16 protein-coding genes and 1 pseudogene are annotated in these 23,074 nt (G+C 62.9%); 8 read left to right on the top strand and 9 right to left on the bottom strand.

The window, feature by feature from the left end:
- The first annotated feature begins 50 nt into the window (after positions 1–50).
- The 4 genes from D906_RS16950 (at position 51) to D906_RS16935 (ending at position 4,510) form a co-directional block, all read left to right on the top strand.
- Entirely contained in the window at positions 51–1,301 is a 1,251-nt protein-coding gene (locus tag D906_RS16950) for an OprD family porin (RefSeq protein ID WP_027615552.1), read from the top strand.
- Between the two features lie 74 nt (positions 1,302–1,375).
- Positions 1,376–2,446, top strand: coding sequence for a metal-dependent hydrolase (locus tag D906_RS16945; RefSeq protein ID WP_027615553.1), 1,071 nt, complete (start codon positions 1,376–1,378; stop codon positions 2,444–2,446).
- 71 nt (positions 2,447–2,517) lie between these two features.
- A complete protein-coding gene (locus tag D906_RS16940; RefSeq protein ID WP_019096251.1) occupies positions 2,518–3,429 on the top strand; it encodes a LysR family transcriptional regulator in 912 nt (303 codons plus the stop codon).
- 100 nt (positions 3,430–3,529) lie between these two features.
- Positions 3,530–4,510 carry an LLM class flavin-dependent oxidoreductase gene (locus D906_RS16935; protein WP_019096250.1) on the top strand — a complete coding sequence of 327 codons (981 nt, stop codon included), beginning with the start codon at positions 3,530–3,532 and terminating at the stop codon, positions 4,508–4,510.
- A gap of 277 nt (positions 4,511–4,787) precedes the next feature.
- On the opposite strand, the gene D906_RS16930 is transcribed toward D906_RS16935, so the two are convergent.
- Positions 4,788–5,885 (bottom strand): alkene reductase, encoded by a 1,098-nt coding sequence (locus tag D906_RS16930; protein ID WP_019096249.1) that lies wholly within the window; start codon positions 5,883–5,885, stop codon positions 4,788–4,790.
- Positions 5,886–6,097: 212 nt separating this feature from the next.
- Between D906_RS16930 and D906_RS16925 the strand changes: the two genes are divergently transcribed.
- Complete coding sequence (locus D906_RS16925; protein ID WP_080587325.1) at positions 6,098–6,889, top strand: RHS repeat-associated core domain-containing protein; 792 nt, start codon at positions 6,098–6,100, stop codon at positions 6,887–6,889.
- A 56-nt stretch (positions 6,890–6,945) separates the two neighbouring features.
- On the opposite strand, the gene D906_RS16920 is transcribed toward D906_RS16925, so the two are convergent.
- The 3 genes from D906_RS16920 to D906_RS16910 form a co-directional block, all read right to left on the bottom strand.
- Positions 6,946–7,956, bottom strand: coding sequence for an aldo/keto reductase (locus tag D906_RS16920; protein ID WP_027615554.1), 1,011 nt, complete (start codon positions 7,954–7,956; stop codon positions 6,946–6,948).
- A 71-nt stretch (positions 7,957–8,027) separates the two neighbouring features.
- Positions 8,028–9,548, bottom strand: coding sequence for an apoptosis inducing factor family protein (locus tag D906_RS16915; protein WP_016715250.1), 1,521 nt, complete (start codon positions 9,546–9,548; stop codon positions 8,028–8,030).
- A 198-nt stretch (positions 9,549–9,746) separates the two neighbouring features.
- The gene (locus tag D906_RS16910; protein WP_019096245.1) at positions 9,747–11,075 is read right to left on the bottom strand and encodes an MFS transporter; all 1,329 of its coding nucleotides are present in this window, start codon (positions 11,073–11,075) and stop codon (positions 9,747–9,749) included.
- Between the two features lie 163 nt (positions 11,076–11,238).
- On the opposite strand from D906_RS16910, the gene D906_RS16905 reads away from it, so the two are divergent.
- Together D906_RS16905 and D906_RS16900 are read left to right on the top strand one after the other, a co-directional pair.
- Positions 11,239–12,336, top strand: a complete 1,098-nt coding sequence (locus tag D906_RS16905; RefSeq protein WP_019096244.1) for a sugar diacid recognition domain-containing protein — start codon at positions 11,239–11,241, stop codon at positions 12,334–12,336.
- 128 nt (positions 12,337–12,464) lie between these two features.
- Positions 12,465–13,604 carry a glycerate kinase gene (locus tag D906_RS16900; protein ID WP_027615555.1) on the top strand — a complete coding sequence of 380 codons (1,140 nt, stop codon included), beginning with the start codon at positions 12,465–12,467 and terminating at the stop codon, positions 13,602–13,604.
- Here the strand turns inward: D906_RS16900 and D906_RS16895 are convergent, their stop codons facing one another.
- Complete coding sequence (locus tag D906_RS16895; protein ID WP_027615556.1) at positions 13,605–14,510, bottom strand: LysR substrate-binding domain-containing protein; 906 nt, start codon at positions 14,508–14,510, stop codon at positions 13,605–13,607.
- A gap of 205 nt (positions 14,511–14,715) precedes the next feature.
- On the opposite strand from D906_RS16895, the gene D906_RS16890 reads away from it, so the two are divergent.
- A complete protein-coding gene (locus D906_RS16890; protein WP_232062866.1) occupies positions 14,716–15,624 on the top strand; it encodes an SMP-30/gluconolactonase/LRE family protein in 909 nt (302 codons plus the stop codon).
- Here D906_RS16890 and D906_RS16885 read toward each other — a convergent pair.
- The 4 genes and pseudogenes from D906_RS16885 to D906_RS16870 all read right to left on the bottom strand — a co-directional run bounded on the left by D906_RS16885 (position 15,614) and on the right by D906_RS16870 (position 22,826).
- Positions 15,614–16,564, bottom strand: coding sequence for a site-specific integrase (locus tag D906_RS16885; RefSeq protein ID WP_025754128.1), 951 nt, complete (start codon positions 16,562–16,564; stop codon positions 15,614–15,616). The genes D906_RS16890 and D906_RS16885 overlap by 11 nt on opposite strands.
- A 57-nt stretch (positions 16,565–16,621) precedes the next feature.
- Positions 16,622–18,166 (bottom strand): annotated as a pseudogene (locus tag D906_RS16880) (putative bifunctional diguanylate cyclase/phosphodiesterase); the annotation flags it as partial.
- A gap of 225 nt (positions 18,167–18,391) precedes the next feature.
- Entirely contained in the window at positions 18,392–19,375 is a 984-nt protein-coding gene (locus D906_RS16875; protein WP_019098389.1) for an SCO family protein, read from the bottom strand.
- A 55-nt stretch (positions 19,376–19,430) separates the two neighbouring features.
- A complete protein-coding gene (locus D906_RS16870; RefSeq protein WP_027615558.1) occupies positions 19,431–22,826 on the bottom strand; it encodes an Ig-like domain-containing protein in 3,396 nt (1,131 codons plus the stop codon).
- Positions 22,827–23,074: the final 248 nt, after the last annotated feature.

Here is a 23,074-nt window from a genome sequence, read left to right as displayed (position 1 = left end):
CCGTGTTCCCAACGCTTTACCCATAAAAACAAGATCAAGAGAGCTTCGGAATGAATCACACCCCTTGTGTCGCCCTGGGCCTGACTTTGCTCAGCCAACCGCTGCTGGCTGCCGAAGGCGGCTTCTTCGAGGATTCGAAGGCCACCCTGAGTGCCCGCAACTACTATTTCAGCCGCGATTTCTCTGACATCGTCGGGGCCAACAAGCAGTCCAAGGCCGAGGAGTGGGCCCAGGGCTTCATCCTCGACTTCAAGTCGGGCTACACCCCCGGTACCGTCGGTTTTGGCGTGGACGCGCTGGGCCTGCTGGGTATCAAGCTCGACAGCAGCCCCGAACGGGCCAATACCGGCCTGCTGCCGGTGCATGGCGATGGCCGTGCCGCCGACGAGTACAGCCGCCTGGCGCCCACCTTCAAGGCCCGCCTGTCGAAGACCGAACTGCGCGTCGGTGAACTGCAACCCAACCTGCCGGTACTGACGTTCAGTGATATCCGCCTGTTGCCGCCGACATACCAGGGCGCCAGTTTGAGTTCGTCGGAAATCGACGGGCTGACCTTGCAGGCCGGCCACCTGAAAAGCACTCACCTGCGTAATGAAGGCGGCGACGGCAAGATGAACGCCATGCTCGGCCATGTGCCGATGCGCCAGGCTGAAAGCGATGCCTTCAACTATGTGGGCGGGGACTATGCGTTCAACGCCAACCAGAGCAGCGTCAGCCTATGGTACGGACAGTTGGAAGACATCTATGAACAAGGGTTTATCGGCCTGAAGCACAGCAAGCCAGTAGGGGACTGGGTGCTTAGCGCAAACCTGGGCTATTTCACCGCGCGTGAGGATGGCGATGCGCTGCTGGGCAATATCGACAACCAGGCGTTCTTCTCGATGTTCACCGCCCGGCATGGCGGGCACAGCTTCCATGCTGGCTACCAGGGCATCTATGGCGATAGCCCGTTCCCTCGGGTATTCGCCAACATTTCGCCGTTGGGTAACGAGGTGCCGACGTATGAGTTTGCCTACACCGATGAGCGCTCGTACCAGGTACGCTACGACTACAACTTCGCCGCCCTGGGCGTACCCGGCCTGACGGCGACCGTGCGGTACATAACCGGTAACAATGTCGATACCGGGCTGGGTTACGAAGGGCGGGATCGCGAACGTGACCTGGACATTGGCTATGCCGTGCAGAGCGGCGTGCTGAAGGGGCTGGGGATTCGGGTGAGGAACGCCATGGCACGCTCCAATTACCGCAGTGACATCGACGAAAACCGCCTGACGTTGGTGTACACCTGGCAGCTGTTCTGAGCCAGCCAAGGGAATTGCGCACCGAGGTCGTATGAAGGTAGCTTGCGCAAATATCCCTTTCAGGAGCGCGCCCCTTGGATTCCATCACCCAAGCCGTACTCGGCGCGGCCCTGCAGGGTACCGTGCTTGACCGCATCCAGGGGCGGCGCGCGTTGCTGTATGGCGCTGCGCTGGGCACGCTGCCCGACCTGGACGTGATCATCCGCTACGCCGACCCGGTGTCGCAGATGACCTACCATCGCGGGTTCTCCCACTCGCTGTTCGTGCTTACCGGGCTGGCCTTGCTACTGGCCTGGCTGGTCCACAAATGCTGGCCTGGCAAGGCTTACACCTTGTCCAGGTTGTTCGTGGCGTTCTGGCTGGTACTGGTTACTCACCCGTTGCTGGATGCCTTCACGGTTTATGGCACGCAGTTGTTCTGGCCACTGCAAGTCACCCCGCAAAGCTGGGCGGCGGTGTTCATCATCGACCCGGTCTACACCTTGCCGCTGCTGGCGGCGGTTATCTACGCCATCTTCAAGGGGGTGACCGCAAAGGCGACACGTCTGCTGACCCTGGCGCTGGTGTTCAGTACCGCTTACCTGGGTTTCGGCCTCGCCGGGCGTATGGCGGCGGAGCAGCGCTTCCAGGCGGCGCTGGATCAGCAAGGCATTGTCGCCAGTGAAGTGCGCGCCGTGCCGATCGCTTTCAATAGTCTGGTCTGGCGAGTACTGGCCAAGACCCCGGAGGGTGATTACTACGAGGGCATCAGCAGCGGGTTCGACCGGCAAGCGCCTGAAATGCAGCGTTTGCCGCGTAATCTGCAGCTGGCGAAAGCACTGGCAGGAAGCCCTTTGCACCAGCGTTTGCGCTGGTTTACCGATGACTGGCTGCGCTACGACCAGGTGGGCGACGCGCTGGTGGTGACCGACTTGCGCATGGGCATCCCTGGCAACTACACCTTCCGTTTCAGCATGGCCCACCGTGACCGCCAGGGACACTGGGTTGCCGACGTACCTTCGCGGTGGCAAGGCAGCGGGCCTGGCTCGATGTTCAACGGTAATGACCTGCGTTTGATCTGGCGGCGTATTGTCGACCAGCAGCCACCACTGCCGTTGGCCGCCTGGACAGACGCGTACATGAGGCCAGCCCCGAACACGCCCTAGCCAGCCTGTGGCCTTGCATTAGCTGGCTTCGGCCCCATTTATGCCGGTTCGATGACTCCAGGAACCCGCTCATGGAACCCAACCGCTTCGGCGACATTGCCGCCTTTGTCAGTGCCGCCAAGGCTGGCAGCTTCACCGCTGCCGCCGCCAGCCTTGGCCTGACGCGTTCGGCGGTGGGCAAAAGCATCGCCCGCCTGGAAGCGCGCATGGCTGTGCGCCTGCTTAACCGCACCACGCGCAAGCTGAGCTTGACCGACGAAGGCTTGGTGGCCTTTGAGCGCTGGCGGCAGATTCTGGATGACCTGGATGAGGTGGAAAGCACCATGGCCCAGCGCCGCGGAAAGCCTACAGGCACCCTGCGCCTGACCGCGCCGCTCTCGTTCGGCCAACGTCACGTGCTTCCGATCCTGGATCGCTATCTCAAGCAGTGGCCGGAACTGCGCGCAGACATCCGTTTCACCGACCGCTTCGTCGACCTGGTCGAGGAGGGCGTAGACGTTGCGGTGCGTATTGGCGCACCCAAGGAAGACTCACAGTTGTTGACCCGCACGGTGGCTTGGCAGCAGTTTGTTACCTGCGCCGCACCGTGTTACCTGGAAGCACGCGGGGTACCCCGGGTGCCAGCGGACCTCTATGGTCATGACAAGATCGCGTTCCTGGCAGGTGAAAAGGCCATGCCCTGGCGTTTTCACACCGAAGCGGGGCTGCACCTGTGCGAAGACCCCGGCCGTTTGAACATCGACAGTTCCGAAGCCATGCTCGACGGCGCCCGCGCAGGCTTCGGGCTGATTCACCTGCCCACCTACATCACCGGTGACGACTTGCGCGCCGGCACGTTGGTAGAAGTGCTGCAGGCGTATCGGCCGCCGGCAGACCCTATCCGAATCGTGTACCCGAGCAAACGCCACTTGTCCCCACGGGTGCGTGGGTTCATCGACTTGCTGGTAGCCAGTTGGGAACCGGGCGTGCCTTGGGAGTACTGATTGGGGAATGCCAGGCCCCTATACCGGGCCTGAACCTGGGTTTATCGCTAGCGGCGCAGCAGGGAAACTGGCAGCCACTGATAATCCCCCTGGAGACCCCATGACTGCACTGTCCGTACTGGATCTGGTCATGATCGGCGAAGGCAAGACCTTCGCCGACGCGATCGAAGAGTCCCGCCAGCTGGCGCGGCATGTCGAGCAACAGCACTACAGCCGCTACTGGATTGCCGAGCACCATGACATGCCAGGCATCGGCTCGGCGGCCACTTCGCTGGTGATCAACGAAATCGCCAACGCCACCCGGCACATCCGTGTTGGCGCGGGTGGCATCATGCTGCCCAACCATGCGCCGTTGCTGATAGCCGAGCAGTTCGGCACCCTCGATACCTTGCACCCGGGCCGTATCGACCTGGGCCTGGGCCGTGCGCCAGGCACTTCCGGGCCGACCGTACGTGCCTTGCGCGGTGCCGCGCCAGAACGTGACTTCAGCCAGGACATCGCCGAACTGCGCGACTACCTGGCCGACAACGGCAAGCGCCGGGTGCGTGGCGTGCCAGGCAGCCACGAGGTGCCGGTGTGGATCCTTGGCTCCAGCCTGTTCGGCGCCGACCTGGCGGCGAAGCTGGGCCTGCCGTACGCCTTCGCTTCGCACTTTGCGCCGCGTTACCTGCTGCAGGCGATTGCCCATTACCGGGCCAACTTCCAGCCCTCGGCGCAGTTGGCCAAACCTTATGTGATGGTGGGCATGAATCTCTTCGCCGCCGCCAGTGATGCCGAGGCAGATTACCTGGCCAGCTCCCATCGCAAGTGGATGCTGGACCTGCATGTGGGGCGTTATGGTCTGTTGCCTAAGCCGCAGGAGGGTTATGTGCAACGCCTGCCTGAGCACGAGCGTGCAGTGCTGGAGCAGGTGATGGCCTGCACCGTGGCGGGTGGGCCTGAGCGAGTGAGGGAAGGGCTGCGCTCGCTGATCGAGCAGACCGGGGCGGATGAGCTGATGATCGATTGCCGCATCCATGACCCGCTGGCGCGGCAGCGGTCGCATGCCTATGCGGCGCAGGCGCTGGCGGAACTCGGTTAAAGCTACCGGCCTCTTCGCGCGCTTGCCCGAGAGGAGGCCGGCATTGGCAACAAAAAACGGGAGCCCTTATGGGCTAATGCCAGTCAGTTAAGCCGCTTAGGCTGCAATGGGGCTTTTGGGCCTGCATGCGCCTGCCTTGAGTCATGTGGGGCTGCTGACATCGAGCGCCGCCCGCGCGGCGCTCGATGTCACAGGCGAAAAACCACCAAAGCCGAACACGTGCAAGCCAAAAACCTTACCGGACTGGCACTAGCCCATATGGGCTCCCGTTTCTGTATCAAGCCTGCTTCAGGAACGGATAATCCGTATACCCTTCAGGCCCATTGGCATAGTCGAACTGCGCCCGGTGCTCGTTCAACGGCGCCTGGAGCCGCAGCCGCTCGACCAGGTCCGGGTTGGCGATGTAACTGCGCCCGAACGCCACGGCATCGATCAGGCCACGCCCGATCAGGTCTTCGCCTTTCTCGGCGGTGTAAGCACCGGCCGCGATGATTACGCCCGGGTAAGCCGCGCGGATTGCCTGGCGGAATTCGTCACGCAATGGCTTGCCACCGGCCCAGTCAGGCTCGGAGAGGTGCAGGTAGGCGAGGTTGCGCTTGGCCAGCTCGCGGATCAGATACAGGCCGGCGGCTTCCTGGTCTTCGCCATTGTCCACGCCATTGAAACCACCCAACGGGAACACGCGGATGCCGACGCGCTCGGCGCTCCAGTTGGCAACGGCCGCGTCCACCGCCTCCAGCACAATACGTGCGCGGTTTTCGACGCTGCCGCCGTAACGGTCTTCGCGCTGGTTGGCACTTGGGGTAAGGAACTGGTGCAGCAGGTAACCATGGGCCGCATGCAGCTCGATGAAGTCGAACCCGGCTTCACGGGCGTTGATCGCGGCCAGGCCGAAGTCGGCGACAATACCGGCAATTTCCGCTTCGCTGAGCGCCCGCGGCGCGGATGTTTCTACGCGTATCAGGTCGCCTTGCTCGTCACGCAGGGTAGTGCGCGCACCTGCCGGAAGTGCCGAAGGGGCCACTGGCGCTTCGCCGCCAGGTTGCAGAGAAGTGTGTGACACCCGCCCGGTGTGCCAGACCTGCACGGCGCTGTGGCCGCCATCGGCATGAATGCCTTCGTTGATGTGCTTCCAGGCAGCGATCTGTTCGGCGCTATGAATGCCGGGCGAGCCAGAATAGCCCTTGGCCTGGAAGGAGATCTGCGTGGCTTCAGTGATGATCAGGCCCGCACTGGCGCGCTGACGGTAGTACTCGCCCATCAGCGTGGTGGGTACATCGCCCGGCTCCAGGCTGCGCAGGCGGGTGAGGGGCGCCATGAAGACACGGTTGGGCAGGGTGAGGGGGCCGATTTGCAGCGGTTGCAAGAGTTTCATTGCAGCTCCAGAGGTGGAAAACCAATGGTGCGCACGATACCGGGGTGATTGGGGAAAGGGGGGACCGGGAGCCCGGCGCAGGGCTCCCCAATGAACATGTATGAACGAAAACTTAAGCGAACTGGCATTTCTGACAGTTACCGGTGGGGCAGTCATCACTTATCATGAAGCAGCCAAACCGTTAAATAGTGTATTTTTATGAGGAATAAACTATGAAAAAATCAGCCGAGGTAACAACGCCGCCTCATGAATACCGCCTCCATGAGTCAACCAGCATCACTGGAGTGCGAGCTTATAGTGCTTATGGTCATTCAAATAGCGAAAGCGCAGCGATATTACTGGCATTTAACGGGCAGGCGCTTGAGCCACTCATTCAAGGCTATCTTTTAGGCAATGGCGTTCGTCTTTACTGCTGCGCTCTCATGCGCTTCACGACTCCGGATAGTTTCAGCCCATTTGGTAAAGGCGGGTTAAATAGTTATGGATATTGCTCGGGTGACCCCATAAACCATGTCGACCCCAGCGGTCATTCGTATGCCAAGGTTTCAGCCTACCGACGCGATCAGAATTTGCGTTCTGGTGCCCGTCGGCTGCCTCGCCACGTCGCAGTAGAGTCTATCGATGACCCGACTTTGCTGGCAACCACTTCGCGGGTAGAGCCACGCAGTTCGACCCGTCGTGTCAAAACGAAAACGCCGGCGCTATCTGCTGAACAACCTTGGGATGGCGGTGCAGACAAAAAACACTGGGATGCTTTTTCCGAAACCCTTGGAATTAAGGAAATGACGTCAGAAAAGAGAGCGAAGGTTGTTTACGAGCTTGTGCAGCATCAGGTTATAAAAGAGCTAGGGAGTGATGGTGTAGACATCAAACAAAAAATGGCGCTGAGCATGCTCTGGCAGTTGGGGTACGGTGCCAATGTAACCAAAGCATGGGGGGAACGTATTGCAGCTGATATTCTAGCGCGTAACAATGAAGCTGTGAGAGCATTTGTAGGCACCTGAGTCAGTGATGATTACGCCGACACTCGCTTACCAGCCTCAAGCAACCAGCCGTGTTGTCAAGACCGTGCACGCCGCCCGCTCACGTAATGCGCCACATCATTGAACCCCGGCGTGGATGCATGCCCCGGCGTCACCAGTGAGTCGATGAACGCCTCATCCTCCGCCGTGACCTTCACCGCCAATGCACCGCCATAGGTGTCCCACTGCTCTTCGGTACGCGGCCCGACAATCGCCGAGCTCACCAGCTGGTTATTCAGCACCCAGGCAATGGCGAACTCAACGATTCCCACGCCCTTGGCCTCGACGTAAGCCTGGATCTGCCGGGCGATGGCCAGCGACTCCTGGCGCCACTCCACTTCCATGATGCGCTTGTCCTGGCGCCCTGCGCGGCTGCCGGCATCCGGCACGGCCCCCGGCGCATACTTGCCACTGAGTACACCACGCGCCAACGGGCTGAACGGCACGACGCCCAGGCCATGGGCGGCAGCAGCGGTAAGCTGCTCCGGCTCGGCCTGACGGTTGACGATGTTGTACAGCGGCTGGCTCACCACCGGCTTGGGCACCCCGAGGCGCTCGGCAATGTGGCAGACCTCGGCAATGCGCCAGCCACGGAAGTTGGACACGCCCCAGTAGCGGATCTTGCCCTGGCGCAGCAGGTCGCCGATGGCCTGCACGGTCTCTTCCAGCGGCACCTTGTGGTCTTCGCGGTGCAGGTAGTAGATGTCCAGATAGTCCATGCCCATGCGGGTGAGGGTGGCCTCCAGGGCATTGAAGATGTGTTTGCGCGACAGCCCGCTGCGGTTGGGCAAGCCATCGGCCGGGCCGAAGCCGACCTTGCTGGCGACGATCCAGTCCTGGCGATGGCGTGCCACCGCTTCACCGACGATTTCTTCCGAGCGCCCGGCGTTGTACACGTCGGCAGTGTCGATGAAGTTGATGCCTTGGTCCCAGGCCTTGTCGATGATGCGCAGGGCGTCCTCGGTACTGGTCTGCTCGCCGAACATCATGCTGCCCAGGGTAAGGGCGGAAACCTGCAGGCCACTGTGGCCGAGGGGGCGGTAGATCATGCGCTTGGGTCCTTATCAGTCGGCTGATCCAGCTGTTTTACACACAACCGGGGCGCATTGAAAGGCGGACCTCAGCCAATTAGCGCCAACGCCTCTTGCAGGCTCAAGGGGCGTTTCATGCGTTGCGACAGCGTTGCCATGGCATCGGAATAACCCTTGGCGACCACGGCCTCAACCCGATCATCCATACACTGCAGCGCAATGAAATCGCCTTTTTCCGGCTCACCGACGAACTCGACCCGGTTCCAGTCCCGGGCGTGGCCAAGCACTTCATAAGTGCGGCCGTGCTGGTAAGTCCAGAAGAACGGCACATCGGCATAGCGGCGCTGCTCGCCAAGCATGTTGGCTGCAGCGATTACCCCGTGTTGCTGGGCCAGGCGCCAGTGCTCGATGCGCACAGGTCGACCGGTGAGCGGGAAGGTGGCGATATCTCCCGCCGCCCACAGGCCATCGGCAGCGCGCATTTCTGCGTCGACCCTCACAGACTTGTCCTCGGTCAGCGGCACGCCTTGGAGGAAGGCAGTGACCGGTTTTACCCCCGTGCCGAGCAGCACCAAGGGTGTTTGGAGCCGTTCTCCGTTGGCCAGTTGCACGGCTTCGACTTTGTCCTGGCCCTCGATGCGCTGAACTTCAGTAGGGCCATGGAAGGTGACACCCTTGCGCTCATGCAGCTCACGGATGCTGCGGCCGATGCGTTCACCCAGCTGCCGGGCCAGGGGGACTTCGTGGCGGGTGACCACATGCACCTGTAGGCCGTACTTGCGCAATGCCGAGGCGGCTTCGAGGCCGATGAAACCGTCACCGATGATGACCACCGGTTGGCCGGGTTCGGCTGCATCGAGCAACTGGGCGGCATCCTCCCGTGAGCGCAGGGTGAACACCCCGGGCAGGTCGGCGCCGGGGATGTCCGGGCGCAGTGCTTTCCCGCCGGTGGCCAGCAGGCAGGCGTCGTAATCGATCTGTTGGCCGTCGGCGAGTGTAAGCTGGCGTTTCTGGCTGTTGAGTGTGCGCACCTTGCCGTGCTTGCGCTCCAACTGGCCCTTGCGCAAGGCGTCGGCATCAAGCAACGCGGGCACTTCATCGGGCGGCATCTGCCCGGCAATCACGAATTTGCTCAGGGCCGTGCGATCGTAGGCGGGCTGGCGTTCCTGATCAATCCACACCAGCCGGCCGGCGAAACCGTGGGCCAGCAACGTGGCGACGGCAGCGCTGCCAGCGGCGCCTGCACCGACCACGACAAAGCAGCGGGCATCGCTGTGCCGTGGCGGCTCGATTGCCGGCAGGGGCTGGTCATCGACCCAGACTTCATCGCCCTTGACCCAGGTTTTGTAGCGACGCAGGTCGGCCAGCGCAGGGGGCTCGCAGACCACCCCGTCGTCAACCGCAAAGGCGGCTTTATGCCAAGGGCAGACCAACAGGCCAGCGCAAACCACACCCTCGTCGAGCGGAGCCCCTGCGTGGGGGCAATTGCCTTGGTAGGCCCGAACCTGGTCGCCCTGGCGGATGAGGACAAGTTCTTCGCTACCGGCCTGAACGCGCAGAGGACGGTGTTCGTCGAGCTGGCTAAGGCGGGCCACGGCGTGCTGGGTCATGGGGTTTCTCCAAAGGGGCCTTTGGAACCATTTGACGCCTGGGTCGGGGAGGGGATGCGTTGAGCTGACGATCGGTGGAGGGTGTGGATTGTGTGTGGCCTGGGCTGGCCTGTTCGCGGGCTTGCCCGTTCCCACAGGATCACCACAAGCTCGAACACTGTGGCGGTCCTGTGGGTGCGGGCGAGCCCGCGAATGGGTTCAACTGGCCCTGGCAGTACTCAGCGCACCAGCCCGGGTAACCCGCAAGGCCACCAGGCTACCCAGCACGATCAGCGCCGCCAGCGAATACAGTGCGGCATCGGTTGAACCGGTCTGATCCTTGATGAACCCCACCAGGTACGGGCTGAGGAACCCCGCCATCTGGCCCACCGAGTTGATGATGGCCAAACCTGCCACAGCGGCACCGGCACTGAGCAGCGCGGTGGGCATTGGCCAGAACATCGGCAGGCCGGTCAGCGCGCCCATGGTGGCGATCGACAGGCCAAGAATGGCAATGGTCGGGTTACCCGCGAAGTTCACCGCGATCAGCAGGCCGATAGCCCCCATCAGCATCGGCACTACAAGGTGCCAGCGGCGCTCGTTGCGCAGGTCGGCCGAGCGCCCGCAGAGGATCATGAACACACCTGCCAGCAGGTACGGAATGGCGCTGAGCCAGCCGATCAGCAGCGGGTTGTCGAAGCCCATGTTCTTGATGATCGATGGCAGCCAGAAGTTGATCGCGTACACACCGCTCTGGATGCAGAAGTAGACGAAGCCGAAGGTCCAGATCAGCGGGTTGGTCAAAACGGCCAGTACGCTGTCGCCGGTAGTGTTCGGTTTGCTGGCAGCATCGGCTTCCAGGTCGGTTGCAACCAGCTGGCGCTCCGCCGTACTCAGCCAGGGTGCTTTCTGGTAGCCGTCACTGAGCAGAAACACCGCCAGTATGCCCAGGGCAACGGTTGGCAGGCCCTGGATCAGGAACATCCACTGCCAGCCGGCCAAGCCGTGTTGGCCGGCGGCGAAGTGCTGCAGGATCCAGCCGGAGAACGGCCCACCGAGCAAGCCCGACACCGGGATCGCCGACATGAACAGGGCCATGATGCGCCCGCGACGGGCCGCCGGGAACCAGCGCGAAAGGTACAGCACCACACCCGGGAAGAAGCCGGCTTCGGCGGCGCCGGTGAGCAGGCGCAAGGTGTAGAACTCGGTGGGGGTGGTGACGAACAGCAGGCAGGTGGAGAGGCTGCCCCAGGCGATCATCATCAGTGCAATCCAGCGCCGAGGGCCAAACCGGTTGAGCGCCAGGTTGCTTGGCAAACCGCACAGTACGTAACCGATGAAGAAGATGCCGGCGCCGAGGCCGTACACCGTTTCGCTGAACTTCAGGGCGTCGAGCATCTGCAGTTTGGCAAAGCCGACGTTGACGCGGTCCAGGTAGTTGAACAGGTAGCAGATGAAAATGAACGGAATCAGCCGCAGGGTGATGCGCCGGTACAGCGCGTTGCGGGTGGTGTCCGTGCCTTGGTCAGGGGCGGGGCTGTGTGCCATGATCGGGTTCTCTGTTGTTATGGTTGTCGCCGCGTCGCCTGTGTCGGCGCTCGCCCTGACGAGTCTCGGGGACTGTGGCCGGCCTGTCTTTGTGCTTTTGCACAGTGCCCGGCCCAGGCTGCTGTGCCCGAGCCCAAAAGCCTGACTCCTAAAGGACCCCGCAATGTTCGAACTCGACCATGACCTGGCTCAGGATATCGTTGACCGGGCGATGGCCATTCTGCCGTGCAACGTCAATGTCATGGACAGCCAGGGGTTGATCCTGGGCAGTGGTGAGCCGGAGCGTATCAACACCCGACATGAAGGCGCGCAACTGGTCCTGGCCAATGGCCGGATCGTCGAACTGGATACTGAAGCGGCCAAATGCCTCAAGGGCGTGCAGCCCGGGGTGAACCTGCCGCTGATGCTCGATGGCCGGCTGATGGGCGTACTGGGCCTGACGGGTGACCCGCAACAGGTGCGCACCTATGGCGAGCTGGTACGCATGACCGCCGAGATGCTGCTGGCCCAGCGCCATTTGCAAGACGACCAGCAATGGCGACGGCAGCGTTGTGATGACCTGCTGGCGCTGTTGCTAGGCGGCAGCGGCGACTCGCCACGCTTGCTCGACGAAGCCCGGCAACTGGGCCTGAAGCCGCAGTTGCCAAGGGTGCCTTGCCTGTTCGAGCTGGCCTCGGGGCCACCCGCCGAGGCACTTGCTGCGTGGTTGCTCAGCCGCTACCCGGACAGCTGGTGTGTCAGCCCGGCGCGGCAGTCGTTGTTGTGGTGTCGGCCCGCAGGTGTGACGCTGGATGAGCCACGCCTGCTCGAACGCCTGCAACGCCACGGTTGGGGCGTGGAGCGCCTGGCTTTGGGCAGTACCGCGCAAAGCCTGGAGCAACTGCGCCGAGGTTATCGCCGGGTGCGAGACTTGCTGGCCTATGGGCGCGAGGTACTGCCCGCCGAGCGTTTGCTCAGCCTGCAACGCTACCGGCTACCGGCACTGCTGTGGCGGCATCGCAACGATGACGCGCTGGATGAACTGCTGGAGCCGTTGCAGCGCATTCGCGCCAAGGACAACAGTGGGCAGTTGCTCAGCACCCTGCGCGCGTGGTGTGCCCATGACGGCCAAAGCCAGGCCTGTGCCGATGCCTTGGGCATCCACCGCAACAGCCTGCGCTATCGCCTGGAACGGATTGCCGAACTGGGTGAGGTCGACCCGCTGCGCATGGAGGGGATGCTTAGCTTGTACCTGGGGTTGCAGCTGTTGCCTGCTGATTGACGCGGCGCCTGCAGGCACCGCCACGAAGGCATCTGCCCAAACAACCCGCCCGGCGTTTTGTGCATTTGACCGAGGCCAGCCTGGCGGGCACCTGTCAGCATGCCGCTCATCAGGACAGGAGAATCCCCATGAAGATCGTCATTGCCCCCGACTCGTTCAAGGACAGCCTCGATGCTGCCGGTGTCGCCCGCGCCATCGCTGCTGGCCTGAGGCAGGCGTGGTCGGACGCAGCCTTGGTCGAGTGCCCGATGGCCGACGGCGGCGAAGGCACCATGGAGGCGATCCTGGCCGCCAGCCACGGCGAACTGCGCCGGCAAGCGGTGCGTGGGCCATTGGGGCACAGCGTCGAAGCCGGTTGGGGGTGGCTGCCGCAAAGCCGTACGGCCATTATCGAAATGGCCCAGGCCAGTGGCTTGCAGCTGGTGCCTACCGACCAGCGTGATGCGTGCCGCAGCAGTACCTGGGGCACCGGCGAGCTGATTGCCGCCGCCTTGGCCGCCGGCGCACAGCGGGTGGTGCTGGCCATCGGTGGCAGCGCCACCAACGATGCGGGCAGCGGCATGCTGCGCGCGCTGGGCCTGCGCCTGCTGGATGCCGACGGGCAAGCGCTGGAAGAAGGCGGCCTGGCACTGGCGAAGCTGGCGCGGATCGACGCCAGTCACCTGGACCCGCGCCTGGCGGAGGTGCAATTCGAAGTCGCGGCGGACGTCGACAACCCGCTGTGCGGCGCCAACGGTGCATCGGCGATTTTCGGCCCGCAGAAGGGCGCTAACCCGCAGCAGGTGCAGGCGTTGGACCAGGCGCTGGGCCATTTTGCCGACCACTGCGCACAGCTGCTGGGCGACGATGTGCGCGACTACCCTGGGTGCGGCGCTGCCGGTGGTATGGGCTTCGCCGCCCGTGCGTTCATGGGGGCACAGTTCCGCCCGGGGGTAGAGGTGGTGGCCGAACTGGCCGGACTTGACGCCTTGGTGCAGGGCGCGGACCTGGTGGTGACGGGTGAGGGGCGTTTCGATGCCCAGACACTGCGCGGCAAGACGCCGATGGGGGTTGCCCGGGTCGCCAGGCGCCACGGTGTGCCGGTGGTGGTGCTGGCCGGGACACTGGGTGAGGGCTACCAGCAGTTGTATGCCCATGGGGTCGATGCTGCATTTGCGTTGGCCAGCGGGCCGATGAGCCTGGAACAAGCATGTGCCAACGCGGCAGAACTGCTGCAGGCTCGGGCTTGTGACGTGGGCCGGTTATGGCGCTGCGCAGCGCGCGCCTGATCAAAGCGCTTTTGCGTCTTCGAACAGGGCGATGAAGTTGGCCAGCGCAGGCGAGGCATTCTGGGCGTTCCATTTCATGTACAGGCCAATGCCTGGGGTGGCTTGCTCGTCTATCGGGCGGATCGCACAGAACTGTACGCGCTCGCGTGGGGTCGATCGGGCGAATGAGGCCGGCACCAGGGCCACACCGAAACCACAGGCGACCAGCCCCAGCAGGGTATGAATCTGTGCGGCTTCCTGCACCACCCGAGGGTAGAAGCCGGCCGACTCGCACAGGGCGACCAGCTGGGCATGGTAGCCGCCGCCCAACGCTTGCGGGGTAAACACAAAATCCTCATTGGCAAACTCGCGCAGGTCGACGTCGCCTTGCTGCGCTTTCACGTGGCCGGCGGGCAGCGCCATGACAATCTGCTCGTCAAGCAGCAGCCGTGACTCCAGCGTACCCACCGGCAGCGGTAACCTGCGCATGAAGCCGATATCCGCCTCACCGGCCAGCAGCGCCTTGGCCTGCGTCGCCGATGGCATCTCGCGCAGGGTCAGCTGCACGTTCGGGTAAGTCTCGCGATAGCGCCGCAAGCTGGTGAGCAACGAGTCGTAATAGGCGATGGAAATGGCCGTGATGGTCAGTTTCCCGCTGACACCCGCAGAGACATTACGGGCGTACTCGATACCCTGTTCCAGCTCGGCAAGCACGCGGTAAGCCGTATCGCGAAAGGCTGTGCCGGCCGGGGTCAGACGCACCCCGCGCGTATTGCGCAAGAACAAGCTGAAACCGAGCTTTTCTTCCAGGCGGCTGATCGCCTGGCTCAGCGGCGGCTGTGCCATGTGCAGGCGCTCGGCAGCCTTGTGAAAGTGAAGCTCTTCTGCCACGGCGATGAACTGCCTGAGCAAACGTGTTTCGATCAATCAAGCATTCCTTCAGCGCGGCGACTCGGTGGTGATATCCATGAGATATCAAAGTTGCATGCTTTTAATATTAAGTCATTGAATTTTTTGTTGTTATCGTAAAAAGGAAAATCGAAGGTAGCCAGAAATGCCCGTTACAGAGCCTTTCCACAACGAAGTTGCGGCCGTCACCGATGCCGCACAGGGCCTGGTCTTGGCCTATGGAATGGGGCTGGCCGGACGATCGCCCCGCATCAAGGAATGCAGCTGCGTGCCAGTCAAGGTCGCCAATACCCGCGCCGACCTGGGCGAAAGTCTGGTCTGGGATGAGCGTAACGGCGCATTGTACTTCATCGATATTTCTGGCGGGCGCATCAACTGCCTGACGCCAGACGGCGAAGTCGAGAACCTTTACGCGTCAGCCGCGCGCATTGGCGCCCTTGCGCTGACCGACCGGGGCAACCTGATTTTCACCGAAGATGCCAGCGTAGCCATTTTCGATGTGCCGGCGCGCAAGGTATGCCAGCATTCGGCATCGGTCCATCCGCGCTCCACTTACCGATTCAACGACGGCGCCTGTGACCCGCAAGGGCGCTTCGTTACCGGGTTGATGGACGATGCCCTTAGCGGCAATACCGGGGCGCTGTTCCGTTTTGACGGGCAGTTGAGCGACGAGGTCATCCACGATGACATGGCCTTGCCCACTGGGGTTGCCTGGTCGCAAGACGGCCAGACGATGTACTTCGTCGATTCGGCGGCGCGCGCCATCTACCGTGCCGAGTACCTCATGGAGGGCCGGCTGGGCACTGTTACGCTGTTTGCCGAAACCCCTGCCGAACTGGGGCGGCCAGATGGCCTGGCGCTGGACCGCGAAGGCGGGCTGTGGGTGTGCCAGTACCATGGCAGCTGCCTGCTGCGCTACGACCGCCACGGCCACCTGACCGATCAGGTACTGATGCCGGTACCGTGCCCCACCAGTTGCTGCTTTGGCGGGCCCGGCATGAATACCTTGTTCATCAGCACCGCGCGTTTCGACATGAGCCCTGAAGACCTGCTCCATTACCCGGATGCTGGCGACCTGTATGCCATCCACCCGACAATTGGCGGTGTCGCCCGGCACAGCTTCAAGGAATAAGCGCTTGGGCTTGGCTGGCCGGTAACACGGCCAGTTCGCCAAAACGCTGCGCCGAGTCGATGTAGCGCAGCGCCGACTTGGCATCTTTCCAGCCCACGTAGCTCATCAGTGATTTCAGTTCCCAACCATTGGCTGTGGCCCAGGTGGCAAAGCCACGCCGTAGCGAGTGGCCGGTATACAGCGCCGCCGGTACCCCGGCACGTTCCAGCATGCGCCGCAGCAGGCCGACCAGGCTGTTGCTGTTGAGCGCGCTTTCACCGAGGTTGCCCCAGCGGTCAAGCTTGCGAAACACCGGCCCGTGGGCAATGCCGGCAACTTCCAGCCATTGCAGGTAGGCCGTTACCGGGCACAGGGCCTTGAGGGCAGGGGTGCGGTGCTGCACGCCCAAGGCTTCGCGGTCGCCCTTGCTGCGCGGCAGGAACAGCGTGATGCCGACACCGGCTTCGGCCTGGATATGTTCGATGCGCAAGCGTGCCAGTTCATCACCGCGAAAACCTCGCCAGAAGCCCAGCAACAGCAACGCAGTGTCGCGGCGTGCCCGGCGCAGGGCGGCCAGGTCGTGGTGTTCGTGGGCCTGGCGAGCCTCCTCTTCAAAACACGCCACGGCGGTTTGCAGGTGTTGCAGCAACAGCGGGGCGGCCTGCCTGGGCGGCGTCGGGTGCAGGGTGCGGATGCCGCGTAGAACCTGGCGTACCAGCGGTGCCTTGGTCGGGTCGGGGAAACCTTGGGCGACGTGCCATTGACTGAGCGCGGCCAGGCGCTGGCGCAGGGTACTGACGGCGTGGTGTTCGGCATGCTCGACCAGGTAGCGGGCGATACTCTCGGCGGTGGCCGGGAGAAAGCCGCCCCAGTGGCTTTCGAAGTGCTCGATGGCGGCCTGGTAGCTGCGCCGGGTGTTGTCACGGGTGGCGGCGCGAAGGTAGCGCTCGATATCGGTCATGGTGCGGCTGTCGGTGGGTGATGGGCACACGATAAACCGAAATCCCAAGACAAGCACCTAATGCGGCACCGGGGCAACGCCATCCTGCAGGGCCGGCACCAGCACCATCGTATCGTGCGAGGGCTCAATGCCGTTGAAGTGTGGGTAGTCGCGCAACTGCGCCGGCGACAGCGGCCGGCTGAAGTGATAGCCCTGGGCTATATCGCAGCCCGCCAGTTTCAGGCACACCACTTGCTCACGGGTTTCCACACCTTCGGCCACCACTTCCAGGCCCAGGCGTTTGGCCAGGATGATGGTGGAGGACACGATCGGGCTGTCGTCATGGCTGTTGGACAAGGGGGCGATCAGCGAGCGGTCGATTTTCAGCTTGCTCAGCGGCAGCGAATGCAGGTGGGCGAAGCCAGCGTAGCCGCGGCCGAAATCGTCCAGGCTGATGCCCAGGCCCGCGCTGCGCAGGGTGTGCAGGTGCGCCACAGCGGTACTTTCCGGGTCGAGGATGGTGGTTTCAGTGATTTCCAGCTCCAGCCGCTGCGGCGCAATCGCATACTGCTGCAGTTCGTTCAGCAACCGCGTAGCGAAGTCGCCCTGGCGCAGTTGCAGGGCGGAGACATTGACAGCCAGCCGTGTCTGTCGGCCTTGGGCGTCCCACTCCGACAGGGCCTCGCAGGCCAGGCGCAACACCTCCCAACCCAGCTCGACAATGAAACCACTGCGTTCGGCCAGGTCGATGAAGCGGTCCGGGTACAGCAGGCCGAACTCGGGGTGATCCCAGCGCACCAGCGCTTCGTAGCCCAGCACTTGCTGGGTGTCGAGGCGAATCTGTGGCTGGTAGTGCAGCACGAACTGGCGCTCGGCCAAGGCACTGCCGAAGGCCTGTTCAAGGGTGAAGGCCTGAATGTCGGCCAGGTTCAGCGAGGGGTCGAAGAAGCGATATTGCGCGCGCCCGGCCTGTTTGGCCGAATACATCGCCGCGTCGGCACTGCGGACCAGGCTGTCGATGTCCTGGCCATCGCGGGGGCAGATGCTTACGCCCACGCTGGGGCTGGTGTTGACCTCCTGGCCATCCAGGGCATAGGTGGCCGACAACCGCTGAACCAGTTCGTGAACCCAGGTATTGATCTGTTCCTCGCTGCGTTCGCCTGCCAGCAGCACCACGAATTCGTCGCCGCCAAAGCGCGAAGCCTCGTCGCCGGGCTCCAGAAGGCGCTGGATACGCCCGGCCACAGCCTGCAGCAGCAGGTCGCCAATCTTGTGCCCGAGCGAGTCGTTGATCGACTTGAAGCGGTCCATGTCGATGAACAGGATCGCCATCAGCCGGCGCTTGCCCCGTTGCCGGGTAAGCGCCTGACCCGCCACCTCGACGAACTGGCGGCGGTTGTGCAACCCGCTGAGGTGGTCGGTGGCGGCGGCATGGCTGCTGCGCCGGTGTTCCTCCTCAAGGCGCCCGATAAGTTGCTGGTTGACCTGTTGGGCCTGCTCCAGAGCATTGAAAGCCTCCTGGTGCTTGCGCAGCAGACGCAAGGTGCACAGCAAACTGCCGAGGATCAGCAGGGTCATGCTCAGGTTCAGCCAGAACTGCCGACAATGGGGCAATGCCGAGGGTGTAGGCAGGCCAAGGCCGCACGCCGGGTGGGCGGCGGTTACGGAGGGGATGTGCAGCCCCCAAAGAAAGGCCAGGGTGGCTGCGCACAGCATCAGGATCAGCAGCCGTAAAAGGCTGGTGGACGAAAGCGAACGGCGAATCACTGCTGATGGTTCCCGACCCTGGGTGATGCTCGAAAAATACGACAATAAGATGACAGACTGATGACTGATAGCTAATTGCCTTTAAGGGTTCCCCGTATCCGCCAAGGGCGCCTGCAGGCGTGCGGTTTCCTCTTCGATGTAGCTCATCAAGGCGCTGACTTCGGCATCACCCAACCGCATGTTGGGCATCGCCAGGCGGTTGTACTGCTCGTACAGCAGCATGGCCAGGGGGTCTTTCTCTGCCAGCATGCGGTCGGGTTCTTTCAACCAGCGGGTCAGCCAGTTGGCATCACGCTGGCGGGTCACACCCAGCAGGTCGGGGCCTATACCCGGTTGCCCCGGCTCGGTGTTACCCAGCGTGTGGCAGGATGAGCAACGGGTGCGGAAGATCTGCTCGCCACTGCTTGGCGGACGTACTTCGGGCGCTTGAGCGTAGTCATTGTTCTTGGCGCTGGCCTGTTTCCAGTTGTGCAGGCTGTTGCCCAGGCGATCGGCGAGGATGTACGGGCTTTCGAAGGGCGAAGCCTTCATCCAGCGGCCGGTGGCCTGGTTGCCGATGATCAGGCTCAGGTTGTGGTCCTTGGAACGGCCGTTTTCCAATCCGTCAATCCACAGCCCCAGGCTACGGCGCAACCGTTCGATGTCGTCAGGTTCACCGGTGAGCAGCGTCCAGCCGGGGCCGATGCCGAACTTTTCAGCGTAGCGTTTGAGGGTGGCTGGCGTGTCGTTGTAAGGGTCGATGCTGATGGAGTACAGGAAAATGTCGTTGCCGACCCGGTCGCCAAGAATCTTCTGCACCTGGCGCAGGCGTGCGGTTTCAACCGGGCAGGAGTCGGAACAGCCGGTGAAAATGAAGTTGATGGCGACAACCTTGTCTTTGATCAGGTCGTCGAAGAAATGCACTTGCTCCCCGTCCTGGGTGAGCAGGGGGATGTTGGGGAAGTAGTCGGCACCCCAAGGGCTTTCAGCGTCTTTGGCCACCGGTTGTTGCGGCAGCAACGGCCAGAACGGGATGCTGGCGGCGAACAGCGCGAGCACCAGCAGGAAACGCCATGAGCCGGACATGATGCGGTCCTCATCGGTTGGCAGTGGGGGCCGCAAAGCGGCCCCCGCCTTGCACTCACTGATACCTGACTGGCGCCGTCACGGTCTGCCCCAGCGCCGACTTCACGGTAACCGTCGCCGGTGTGGCCGGGCCGAAGCCGGTGGTGGTCACCGACACGCGCCAGCGCGCACCAGTGGTCGTGGCGGTCAGCGTGGCGTTACCCAGGCTTACCGGGCCACCAGTGGTCGCCGCAGTCACGCTGATGCTGTTGCCCGTGGCCACTGTGGTCGTCCCTTGCACATCCCAGGTGAAGCGGTTGCCGCTGCGCACCTGCACCGTGGCACTGGTGACCTGGATCTGGTCGACCGCTGCAGCCGGGCTGACCGCGATGCTGACCGTGGCCGGGTTCACCGACTCGGCCCCTTTGGCATCCCGCGCCGTGTAGTTGAAGCTGGCGGTAAACGGCGTGGCGACCGTGGCCGGCGGGGTGTAGGTCACCGTGGTGCCATTGGTGCTGACGCTACCCTGGCCGGAGTCGGGCTGGCTGAGGCCGACGACAGTCAATGGCAGATTACCTTCCGGGTCGGTGTCGTTGGCCAGCACGCTCAGGGTGATCGGCTTGCCAGCAGTGGTTGCCGCACTGTCGTTGGCCGCGACCGGTGGCTTGTTGGCAGCATCATCGTTGTCGTCCTTGCCTTTGGTGCGGAAGGTCGGCAGGCCCACCGACGCCATGTATTGCACGCCATCCCAGCCTGGCAGCGGGGTCGGCATTACCTGGAACTGGCCTGGGTGTTCAATGTCCCAGCGCAGCAGCATCGAAGAGTCTTCATGCTGGGTGTTGTGGCAGTGCTCCATGTAGGTACCGGCGAACTCGCGGAAGCGGATAGCCATTTCCACTTCTTCCGACGAATCGGCATCCGGCCCGATGCGGTAGACGTCCTTGCGCGCCCATTTCTCCCATTCTGGCGGCGCCTTGCCGTCGCGGCTAAGAATCACACCTTCCTCGAAGTGCACATGCACCGGGTGGCTCCAGCCATTGCCGCCGTTGACGATTTTCCACACTTCCAGGGTGCCGTCGCCGCTGAAGCCCCCGTCGGTGGACTGTTGGGCCAGTTGTGGTGCAGCACTGATGCGCCGTGGGTCCATGCTGTAACCGAAGCCCCCGTCAGTCTTGATAGTCCAGGGTTTGGTATCGGTACCGTCAGAGCGGCCAAAGATGAACTCGCGGTGGCGGGCATCCTTGATCTTGGCCTGGTCGGCGGCCGAATTGCGGTCAATGGGCAGCGGGAGCATTTTCAGGCCTGCGGCCTTGCCGGGTTTGGCCGGTTCGTAGGCCACCGGGTCCATGCTCACGTCCTGGCCGCTGTACGGCTGCACGATCAACTGCAGGAACTTGCCGACCAGCGGGTCGCCGTTCTCCCACAGCGGGCCCTTGCTGGTCTGTTTGATCACTGCCTTGTACTTCTCCGACAGCACGTCGGCCAGCGAGATGGCACCTTCCGGGCCCTTGCCGGTGAGGTGTTCCTCCAGGTTGACGAAGTACAGCTTGTCGCCCACCTTGATGCCGTTCTTGGCGAAGTTGATGATGATGTCGTAGCGCTCGGCAATACCTTGCAGCGGCAGGATACCGTTGTTGTCCTGCAGGTTGCCGTCACCGTTGAGGTCCATGGTGCCGTCGAATGGCACGGCGTGCTCCATGATGTTGCCGTCGTTGGCGATCATGTGGAACGGCACCCGCGCATACGACACGTTGGAGCCGGATGGCCCCTTGAATTCGCCGCTGGTCCCGGCGATTTCACGCACGACTGCGAATTTGAAGTAGCGGGATACCGAGCCATTGAGCAGACGGAAGCGATAACTGCGCGCGCGCACCTTGAGCTTGGGCTGGTACTGCCAGTTGACCAGCATCTGGTCGCCAAGGAAGCCATCGGTGTTGAACGGGTTGAACCACAGCTGGCCGTTTGCATCCCAGGCCTTGTCGGCCATCACCAGGTTGACGTCGTAGTCGCGGTTGCCCCAAGGCATGCCCGAACCGCTGGGGAAGCGCAGGTTCACGCCATCCTGCAAGGCCTCGTTGCCGCGGTCCAGGGCGCTGTAGTAGTTCATCATCACGGCGTTGCCCTTGTAGACGTTCTGCGCCGTGAAATCCATCATGTGGTCGTGGAACCAGTGGGTACTCATGGTTTCGCGCCAGTCGCCACGAATCTTGATGCTGCCGTTCTGGCAGGTTTTCAGCCCGGGCGAGCCGTCATTGACGAACAAGGTTTCACCCGGTGAGCAAGGGAACGCGGCACGCGGGTCTTGTGCGCGGGTGTTGATGGTGTCGTAGCCGGCCAGCTGCACCGGCCAACGGTAGTCGTAGTACTGGCCGGGGAAGAAGTAGGCGTTGGCATAGCCGTCGCTTTCGGCGGGGGAGTGGCCGTTGTGCTCGTGGGTCGAGATGGTATGCAGGCCAAAACCGCCGTTGGCCGAAGGGTCGATCGGCAGGGCGTTGTAATGGCGCATCAGCACCGGCTGGCCATAGCGCACCATCAGCAGCTTGACCGGGAACGTGCCATCGAACGTCCACAGCGACTTGTGGTTCTGCAGCGGCATGTTCGGGTGGAAGCGGGTGTCGATGCCCTTGGTCGTGCCCAGCGTATTCGGGATGTCGGAGGTCTGGTAGTACAGCCCGCCCGGGCCGAATTCACCGACCGCATAGTTGTGCAACTGCTTGCGGTCGCGCAGGCCCTGGTTGATGCGTGCACCGGCTTGCGCGGTCTTGAACGCAGTCTGCGGGTAAAACTCGTTCCAGCGCTGGTGTGACCAGCCTTTGCCTGGTGGACGGCCTTCAGCCGGGGAGCCGACCGGCTTGCGGTTCAGGAACATCTCGATCTGCGCCTTCCATGGGTTGCGGTCCAGCACGTTGGCGTACTGGGTCGGGAACGGGTAAAGCCCGGGTTGCTTGAGGAAAGCTTCCAGCGCGGTGCCACTGGGGCCGCTGCGGGCAACGACGTTGGGGTCCTGCGCCGGGGCGGCCCCCAGGGTGGGAACCGGGAAGGTCAGGCTGGGCGGTGGCAGGGTGGGGTCGAGTTTTTCTGTGCCGAACTCTTCGAACAGCAGCAATTGTTGGGTGAACGGCTGCGCACCGAACAGCGGGCTGGGCTTGCCGTTGGTAGGGTACCTGTCAGAGGTTTGCAGGGCAGGCGGTAGTACGTTGTCGGTGCGCACCGTGTTGCGGTCGCCATACATCCCATTGGTCAGCTCCAGCGAACCTTGGTTGGCTTCGGGCAATGTATTGAGGTTCAGCAGGGCCGGGGTCGGATCAGCCGGTTGGTCGGTGTAGGCGGAAGGATCGGTTGGCGGCGGCAGGCCGTTATCGTCGAGGGGGGCCGCTGTAACCGTGATCAGCCCGAGGCTGAGCATCAGCGCGGTGACGGTGGACAGCTGGAATGCATGCCTAGCAGGGTGGATCACGGCAGATGTTTTCATTGCCTTATGCCTCGCTCGCGGCTTTATGGCTTAAAGCCATCAATGGCGTTTTGCCCGGTAAAAAGCCCTGAGCAACGGCTGTGCCAACCGATATTTCGGTAATGCTCTATTAAACAAATCGTTGTAGCGCCTGATGTGCGCTAGATAACAGAGCGTCAAAAATGGGGATATGTCCCCACTAGCGGGTCACCCAGTGCCCAGTCTTTGGGGGGATGGGTAGTGACAGCACTGGCTCACTGGGGTATACC

Origin of the sequence: Pseudomonas sp. LAIL14HWK12:I1 (assembly GCF_003202095.1) — a bacterium.
In the GTDB taxonomy this organism is placed as follows: domain Bacteria; phylum Pseudomonadota; class Gammaproteobacteria; order Pseudomonadales; family Pseudomonadaceae; genus Aquipseudomonas; species Aquipseudomonas monteilii.
This window is presented reverse-complemented; position numbering and strand designations above follow the sequence as displayed.

What these genes read in the sequence shown, in the direction of transcription:
- D906_RS16890 (WP_232062866.1), top strand. Translation starts at nt 14,716, where the DNA reads ATGGGGCTGGCCGGACGATCGCCCCGCATCAAGGAATGCAGCTGCGTG.
- D906_RS16870 (WP_027615558.1), bottom strand. Translation starts at nt 22,826, where the DNA reads ATGAAAACATCTGCCGTGATCCACCCTGCTAGGCATGCATTCCAGCTG.
- D906_RS16905 (WP_019096244.1), top strand. Translation starts at nt 11,239, where the DNA reads ATGTTCGAACTCGACCATGACCTGGCTCAGGATATCGTTGACCGGGCG.
- D906_RS16885 (WP_025754128.1), bottom strand. Translation starts at nt 16,564, where the DNA reads ATGACCGATATCGAGCGCTACCTTCGCGCCGCCACCCGTGACAACACC.
- D906_RS16930 (WP_019096249.1), bottom strand. Translation starts at nt 5,885, where the DNA reads ATGAAACTCTTGCAACCGCTGCAAATCGGCCCCCTCACCCTGCCCAAC.
- D906_RS16935 (WP_019096250.1), top strand. Translation starts at nt 3,530, where the DNA reads ATGACTGCACTGTCCGTACTGGATCTGGTCATGATCGGCGAAGGCAAG.
- D906_RS16925 (WP_080587325.1), top strand. Translation starts at nt 6,098, where the DNA reads ATGAAAAAATCAGCCGAGGTAACAACGCCGCCTCATGAATACCGCCTC.
- D906_RS16950 (WP_027615552.1), top strand. Translation starts at nt 51, where the DNA reads ATGAATCACACCCCTTGTGTCGCCCTGGGCCTGACTTTGCTCAGCCAA.
- D906_RS16910 (WP_019096245.1), bottom strand. Translation starts at nt 11,075, where the DNA reads ATGGCACACAGCCCCGCCCCTGACCAAGGCACGGACACCACCCGCAAC.
- D906_RS16875 (WP_019098389.1), bottom strand. Translation starts at nt 19,375, where the DNA reads ATGTCCGGCTCATGGCGTTTCCTGCTGGTGCTCGCGCTGTTCGCCGCC.
- D906_RS16915 (WP_016715250.1), bottom strand. Translation starts at nt 9,548, where the DNA reads ATGACCCAGCACGCCGTGGCCCGCCTTAGCCAGCTCGACGAACACCGT.
- D906_RS16940 (WP_019096251.1), top strand. Translation starts at nt 2,518, where the DNA reads ATGGAACCCAACCGCTTCGGCGACATTGCCGCCTTTGTCAGTGCCGCC.
- D906_RS16920 (WP_027615554.1), bottom strand. Translation starts at nt 7,956, where the DNA reads ATGATCTACCGCCCCCTCGGCCACAGTGGCCTGCAGGTTTCCGCCCTT.
- D906_RS16900 (WP_027615555.1), top strand. Translation starts at nt 12,465, where the DNA reads ATGAAGATCGTCATTGCCCCCGACTCGTTCAAGGACAGCCTCGATGCT.